The sequence below is a fragment of the Romboutsia sp. 13368 genome (genome assembly GCF_018336475.1).
In the GTDB taxonomy this organism is placed as follows: domain Bacteria; phylum Bacillota; class Clostridia; order Peptostreptococcales; family Peptostreptococcaceae; genus Romboutsia.
In genome coordinates, this window is record NZ_CP048741.1 from 918,309 (window position 1) to 920,402 (window position 2,094).

A 2,094-nucleotide genomic window follows, 5' to 3' on the forward strand; every position below is an offset into this window, starting at 1 on the left:
GAGTTAGGATGTAAGTGGTTAGCATCTCTTCYTYTTACATTCTTTGCTGCAATTAAAGGTGCTCCTATATACATTTTAGTACTTCTTAGTTACTCTGAAGAAATAGTTAAATTTATATTTGGTGTACCTAGAGCCTTATCTAAAAAGTGGGCTACTAACTTAGTTAAAGAAATAAATTAAAATAAAAAATATACAATTAAATTTAAAATATGTATTTAAATTTAATTGTATATTTTACTAAAACATGATAAAAATTCTAGATTATTCCTAATTATTGACATTTTGTAACATCAGGAATATTATATTAAGTATAGTATCAAATGAAGTTAATGAGGTGACTTTATGAATAACTTATTAGAACAAGCTAATTTAATAAAAGATGAAATAGTGTCTTATAGAAGACATATACATGCTAACCCAGAGGTTGGTACACATTTACCTACGACAACTAAGTATGTTATGGATAAATTAACAGAAATGGGATATGAACCAAAAGAAATATGTGATAGTGGTATAGTAGCTACTATAGAAGGTAGTAAGCCAGGAAAAACGTTTTTATTAAGAGCTGATATGGACGCTCTTCCAATGGAAGAATCTACAGCATGTGATTTTGCTGCTAAAAATGGTGCAATGCACTCATGTGGTCATGATATGCATACTGCAATGTTACTTGGAGCAGCTAAATTATTAAAGCAAAACCAAGACAAAATAGAAGGTACAGTTAAATTAGTATTCCAACCAGATGAAGAAGGATTCACTGGAGCTAAGAAAATGATAGAAGCTGGAGTACTTCAAAATCCTAAGGTTGATGCTGCAATGGCAATGCATGTTAACTCAGGAACACCATCAAACTTAGTAGTATGTGGATTAGGTACAAGTATAGGTGGATGTAACAGATTTAGAATAGTTGTAAAAGGTCATGGATGCCACGGAGCTATGCCTGAAACTGGTGTAGACCCAATAAACATAGCAGTTCATATATATCAAGCAGTACAAGAAATAGTAACTAGAGAAATAGTTGCAACTCAACCAGTTGTTATAACATTTGGTAAATTTGCAGGTGGAGATGCTCCAAACATAATACCTGGAGAAGTTGTTATGGAAGGTACAATAAGAACTTTAGATAAAGCTGTTGGAGAACAAGTATTCAGCAGAATGAATGATATAGTTACTGGTACTGCTAAAATGTTCAGAGGAGAAGCTGAATTAATAGAGTTATCTTCTGTACCACCATTAACTAACGATAAAGCATTAGCTAACGAAGTAACTGGATACTTAAAAGATATAGTTGGAGAGCAAGGAATATGGTTATTCGAAGGTGGAGGAATGGGTTCTGAAGACTTCGCATCTTATTCTTATGAAGTTCCAAGTCTTTACTTAATATTAGGAGCTGGAGCTAAAAACGAAAATCCAGAATTCGGTGAACCAATGCACAATACAAAAGTAGTATTTAATGAAGATGTATTACCAACAGGTGCTGCTATACATGCATATAGTGCTATAAATTGGTTAAAAAACAATAAATAATAAAAATTTATTTTGATTTATATATAAAAAATAGCGAAATACATATGAGACTTTTAGATATTTTATTTTATCTATTAAGAAGCAGTTCTAAAGTTACTGTTAGACAGTTATTTCAAGCGTTTAATGTATCTACCAGAACAATACGAAGAGATTTAGATAAATTATCTGTAGCTGGTGTACCTATAATTTTTTATAGAGGTGCAAATGGAGGAATAGAAATTGATAAAAACTATACAATAGCAATTCATATACTTAGATATAGTGATTATAAATCTTTAATATTTGCATTAGATATAGGTGAATATAGCAGTAATAATATAGGTGAATCTTGTTTGATTGATAAATTTGAATCAGTAGATAAGGTTATTTTAATTAATAAAATATACAATGTTAATATTTGTAATAAAAGTTATAATAGTATAATAATTAATTATGAAGAACACAAAGACAAAATTAAATTTATTTAAAATTAAATAATAATAAAAAGTCCTAAAGATTTATTAGTTTAAATTTTTAGGATTTTTTATATAWAAGGATAATATTATTATATCCTTTTATTCATATAAC

2 protein-coding genes and 1 pseudogene are annotated in these 2,094 nt (G+C 29.0%); all 3 read left to right on the forward strand.

Features of this window, described 5'->3' with window-relative positions:
* Positions 1 to 180, forward strand: a pseudogene (locus G3997_RS03695) (MATE family efflux transporter); the annotation flags it as partial.
* 162 nt (positions 181 to 342) lie between these two features.
* On the forward strand, positions 343 to 1,527 hold the full coding sequence (locus tag G3997_RS03700) for a M20 metallopeptidase family protein (RefSeq protein ID WP_296648293.1): 1,185 nt from the start codon (positions 343 to 345) through the stop codon (positions 1,525 to 1,527).
* 44 nt (positions 1,528 to 1,571) lie between these two features.
* Complete coding sequence (locus G3997_RS03705) at positions 1,572 to 1,994, forward strand: helix-turn-helix transcriptional regulator (RefSeq protein ID WP_296648296.1); 423 nt, start codon at positions 1,572 to 1,574, stop codon at positions 1,992 to 1,994.
* Positions 1,995 to 2,094 lie beyond the last annotated feature (100 nt).